At 70.7% G+C, this 4,659-nt stretch carries 5 protein-coding genes; 3 read left to right on the forward strand and 2 right to left on the reverse strand.

Annotated elements, in window-relative coordinates; translation table 11 throughout:
- The coding region (locus tag AC2VOR_RS05405) for a magnesium transporter MgtE N-terminal domain-containing protein (protein WP_486963331.1) at nt 1-938 on the reverse strand (938 nt) is incomplete at its 3' end.
- Between the two features lie 53 nt (nt 939-991).
- Complete coding sequence (locus AC2VOR_RS05410) at nt 992-1,534, reverse strand: DUF4190 domain-containing protein (RefSeq protein ID WP_369737558.1); 543 nt, start codon at nt 1,532-1,534, stop codon at nt 992-994.
- A 171-nt stretch (nt 1,535-1,705) separates the two neighbouring features.
- On the opposite strand from AC2VOR_RS05410, the gene AC2VOR_RS05415 reads away from it, so the two are divergent.
- The 3 genes from AC2VOR_RS05415 to AC2VOR_RS05425 form a co-directional block, all read left to right on the forward strand.
- Nucleotides 1,706-2,233: a YflT domain-containing protein gene (locus AC2VOR_RS05415; RefSeq protein WP_369737559.1), complete on the forward strand. Its 528-nt coding sequence runs from the start codon at nt 1,706-1,708 to the stop codon at nt 2,231-2,233.
- A 28-nt stretch (nt 2,234-2,261) separates the two neighbouring features.
- Nucleotides 2,262-3,686 (forward strand): extracellular solute-binding protein, encoded by a 1,425-nt coding sequence (locus AC2VOR_RS05420; protein ID WP_486963332.1) that lies wholly within the window; start codon nt 2,262-2,264, stop codon nt 3,684-3,686.
- Nucleotides 3,687-3,733: 47 nt separating this feature from the next.
- On the forward strand, nt 3,734-4,659 hold a 926-nt coding region (locus AC2VOR_RS05425), incomplete at its 3' end, for a carbohydrate ABC transporter permease (RefSeq protein ID WP_486963333.1).

Genomic DNA, 4,659 nt, shown 5'->3' on the forward strand with positions numbered 1-4,659 from the left:
TCGCGGACCCGGGCCAGCGCCTCGGCGACCGAGGTGTGCGGGGTCAGCACCACCGGGTCCGACGTCATCAAGCCGCCCGCGGTGTCCGGTGAATGCGTCAGCAGCCGGCGCACCTGGCCGGACTCCCCGGGGTCCATGCGCGTCAGCAACATCTCGGCGTCGGTTGGGCTCAGGGCCCCGAGCAGGTCGGCGGCGTCGTCGGGATCCATCTCTTCGAGCACCTCGGCGGAGCGGTCGGTGCCCAGTTGGGACAGCACGTCGGCCTGATCCGACTCGGGCAACTCCTGCAGGATGTCGGCGAGCCGATCGTTGTCGAGCGCCCTGAGCACCTCGTAGCGCCGCTTGGGTGGCAGCCCGCGGATGGCGTCGGCGACGTCGACCGCCCTGCGCCCCTCGAACTGTTCGAGCAGCTGGGCGACCCCCTGCCCGGGCATCGCCAATGCCGACGGGGTCAGGCCCTGCACGTACTGCCAGTCGACCACGTGCACGGGGCCGCGTCGCCCCATCCGTCGCTGGCCGCGGACAGCGACCCTGCTCACGACCCAGTCCCGGGTTCGGGTTTGTTCGATGCCGAGGTCGGTGATCACGACCTCGAGCCCGGCCAGCTCGGGCAGTGCGGGGTCGCTGACTTTGACCGGGGTGTCGAGCACCTGGCCGATGGCCAGCACCTCACCCGGCCGTTTCTCGAAGTGGCGCAGCGACACGTTGCCGGTGTTGAGCGTGACCGCGCCGGGCTCGATGGCGGTGACCCGCAAGATCGGGATGAAGATGCTGCGGCGGGTGGCCAAGTCCACCACCAGCCCCAGGACGCGCGGTTGCTGGCGGACGATGCTGATGCTGACCACGACGTCGCGGATGCGTCCGAAGTTTTCGCCGAGTGGGCCCAGCACCAGCATCCGCGCGAGCCGCGCGACGTACACCCTGTTGACCGATCCCATAGACGTAGAGCCTAGGCAGCCGGTGGCCGGAGGACGGAGCGCAGTCGTCGACGCTAACGCGCAAGCGTGTTGAGGACGGCGACGGCCACGCCGACCAGCAGCGTGCCGATGCCGATCACGACGCCGGCCACGGCCATACCCTGGCCGCCCTGGCGGGTCTGCCTGATCTGGCTCAGCGCGACCACGCCCAGCACGATGCCCACGATCGGGCCGATGAAACAGCAGAGAAAACCGGTGAGCGACGAGACCAGCGAGGCGACCGCGAGCCCGTTCGTGCCGGGACGGGCGGCGTCGAACGTCCCGTAGCCGCCCCGGTAGTTCGGCAGCGGCGGATAGGCCCCCGGGTACGGAGCGGGCCCGTAGCCGGGCGGTGGTGGCACCGGGGGGTAGGGCGGTGCCGGCTGCCCGTATCCGGGCATGGGTGCCGGCGGCGGTATCGGAGCGGGATAGGGCGCGGGATAGCCGGGCGGTGGATAGTCGGATCCCGGTGGCTCCCAGGGGCCCTGCCGGGTCGGCTCCGCGAAGGCCCCGCCGGGCCGGGACGCATCGGCGTCGTCGTGGGCACTCTCGCCGAAGCCGCCGCCGGGAGCCGTCATGGGTTCAACCTAGCCCATCGGCGGGTGGCCACCGCGGCCCGCGAACGCGCGGGACGTCCGGGCCGGGGGCTCGAGTATTCGCAGGTCGCCGAGGGGTCGCGTCATAGGGTGGGAGGGCCGAAGATGAGACGTGGAAGCGAGAAAGGCCGAGGCGGAGGAGAATGAGCACAAATGACTAGTCCATTCCAGCCTGGACAAGTTCCCGGCGGCACACCCACCGGCGCTCCGGCCGGCCGCCGTGGTGTGCCCGGTTTGCCGACCCCGCCGAAGGGCTGGCCCGTCGGGTCCTATCCCACCTACGCCGAGGCGCAGCGCGCTGTCGACTATCTCTCCGAACAGGACTTCCCCGTCCAGCAGATGACCATCGTCGGGGTCGACCTCATGCAGGTCGAGCGGGTCACCGGGCGGCTGACCTGGCCGAAGGTGCTCGGTGGTGGCGTGCTCAGCGGGGCCTGGCTCGGGTTGTTCATCGGGCTGGTGCTGGGCTTCTTCAGCCCCAATCCGTGGGCGGCGCTGGTCACCGGCCTGGTCGCGGGCGTCTTCTTCGGGCTGATCACGTCCGCGGTTCCGTACGCGATGGCGCGCGGGACGCGCGATTTCAGCTCCACGATGCAACTGGTGGCCGGCCGCTACGACGTGCTCTGCGACCCACAGAACGCGGAGAAGGCGCGGGACCTGTTGGCGCGCCTGGCGATCTGAGCCCGCACGCAGGAACGCGCGAGAGCCGATGAGGGTGAGTCGCCGCCGGCGCCACGGTCGCGTCCGCCGGCTGGGTGCGCTCCTGTTGGCGACAACGAGCGTGGCAGCCTCCGGGTCGGCCTGCGGTTCCGGCGCCCACGGGCTGGTGATCAGCCTGTACACGCCGGCCGGAGACGCGGCGACGTTCACCGCGGTCGCCCACGACTGCACCCAGCGGGCGGGCGGCAGGTTCGCCATCCGGCAGATCAGTCTGCCCCGGGCCCCCGGCGAGCAGCGCCTGCAGCTGGCCCGACGGCTGACCGGGCACGACCGCACACTGGACGTGATGGCGATGGACGTGGTGTGGACCGCGGAGTTCGCCGAGGCGGGCTGGGCGCTGCCGTTGTCCGACGACCCCGCCGGGCTGGCCGAGTCCGACGCCACCTCCGATACCCTGCCGGGACCACTTGAGACCGCCCGCTGGAAGGGCCGGCTGTACGGGGCACCGGTCGTCACCAACACGGAACTGCTCTGGTATCGCGCGGATCTGGTGAAGCAACCGCCCCACGACTGGAACGCGATGATTGCCGAGGCCGCCGCGTTGCGGGCCGCGGGCCGGCCCAGCTGGATCGCCGTGCAGGCCAACCAGAACGAGGGTCTGGTGGTGTGGTTCAACACGCTGCTGGTCAGCGGCGGCGGCCGGGTCCTCTCCGAGGACGGCCACCACGTCACCCTGACCGACACGCCCGCGCACCGGGCCGCCACGGTCAGCGCGCTGCGCATCCTCAAGTCGGTGGCCACCGCCCCGGGAGCCGACCCGTCGATCACCCGCAGCGACGAGGGCACCGCCCGGCTGGCGCTCGAACAGGGCAGGGCCGCACTGGAGATCAACTGGCCCTATGTGCTGGCCTCCATGTTGGAGAACGCGGTGAAGGGCGGGGTGAGCTTCCTGCCGCTCAACGAGGACCCCGCGTTGGCCGGCGCCATCAACCAGTTCGGCGCCTTCGTCCCCGACGACGAGCAATTCCGCATCGCCTACGACGCCAGCACGAAGGTCTTCGGGTTCGCGCCGTACCCCGGTGTGGCGCCCGGCCGGCCGGCCAGGGTGACCATCGGGGGGGCGAACCTGGCGGTGGCCAGCACCACCCGCCACCGCGCCGAGGCCTTCGAGGCCGTGCGCTGCCTGCGCAGCATGCAGAGCCAGAAGTACGTCTCGATCGAAGGGGGCCTGCCCCCGGTGCGCGTCTCGCTGTACTCCGACCCGCAGTTCCAGGCCAAGTACCCGATGTACGCCATCATCCGCCAGCAGCTCACCGACGCCGCGGTGCGGCCGGCGACGCCGGACTACCAGGCGGTGGCGATCCGGCTCGCGGCCACGCTGAGCCCGATCACCGACATCGACCCCGAGCGCACGGCCGACGAACTCACCCGGCAGGTGCGAAAGGCCATCCACGGGGAGGGGCTGCTGCCGTGACGCGCCGCGACGATGCAGAGCGCAGTGATGAGGAGGAGCGGCGCCATATGACGCGCCGCGACGATGCAGAGCGCAGTGATGAGGAGGAGCGGCGCCATATGACCCGCCGCGACGATGCAGAGCGCAGTGATGAGGAGGAGCGGCCCCATATGACCCGCCGCGACGATGCAGAGCGCAGTGATGAGGAGAAGCGGCGGCGCCACTTGACCCCCCGGGACGAGCGGCGACTGGCGTTCGCGCTGGTGGCGCCCGCGGCGACGCTCATGCTGGCCGTGACGGCCTACCCAATCTGCTACGCGGTATGGCTGAGCCTGCAACGGAACAGCCTGACCACCCCGGAGGACACCGCGTTCGTCGGCCTGGGCAACTACCAGACCATCCTGACCGACCGGTACTGGTGGACCGCGTTGACGGTGACGCTGGCGATCACGGTGGTTTCGGTGTCGATCGAGTTCGCCCTCGGCCTGGCGCTGGCGCTGGTGATGCACCGCACCCTCGTCGGCAGGGACCTGGTGCGCACCGCGGTGCTCATCCCGTACGGGATCGTCACCGTCGCCGCTTCCTACAGCTGGTACTACGCCTGGACGCCGGGCACCGGCTATTTGGCCGGCCTGTTGCCGCACGACGCGGCTCCGCTGACCGAGCAGATCCCGTCGCTGGGCATCGTCGTCCTCGCCGAGGTGTGGAAGACCACGCCGTTCATGTCGCTGCTGCTGCTGGCCGGGTTGGCGCTGGTCCCCGAGGACCTGCTGAAGGCCGCGCAGGTCGACGGGGCGGGCGCCTGGCGGCGGCTGACCCGCGTCATCCTGCCGATCATCAAGCCCGCCGTGGTGGTCGCCCTGTTGTTCCGGACGCTGGACGCCTTCCGCATCTTCGACAACATCTACGTGCTGACCGAGGGCGCCAACGGCACCGAATCCGTGTCGATCCTGGGCTACGACAACCTGTTCAAGGGTTTCAACGTCGGGCTGGG

Source organism: Mycobacterium sp. TH-M103 (genome assembly GCF_057473785.1).

Coding starts and splice junctions, on each gene's coding strand:
- AC2VOR_RS05410 (WP_369737558.1), bottom strand. CDS start 1,534: ATGACGGCTCCCGGCGGCGGCTTCGGCGAGAGTGCCCACGACGACGCC.
- AC2VOR_RS05415 (WP_369737559.1), top strand. CDS start 1,706: ATGACTAGTCCATTCCAGCCTGGACAAGTTCCCGGCGGCACACCCACC.
- AC2VOR_RS05420 (WP_486963332.1), top strand. CDS start 2,262: ATGAGGGTGAGTCGCCGCCGGCGCCACGGTCGCGTCCGCCGGCTGGGT.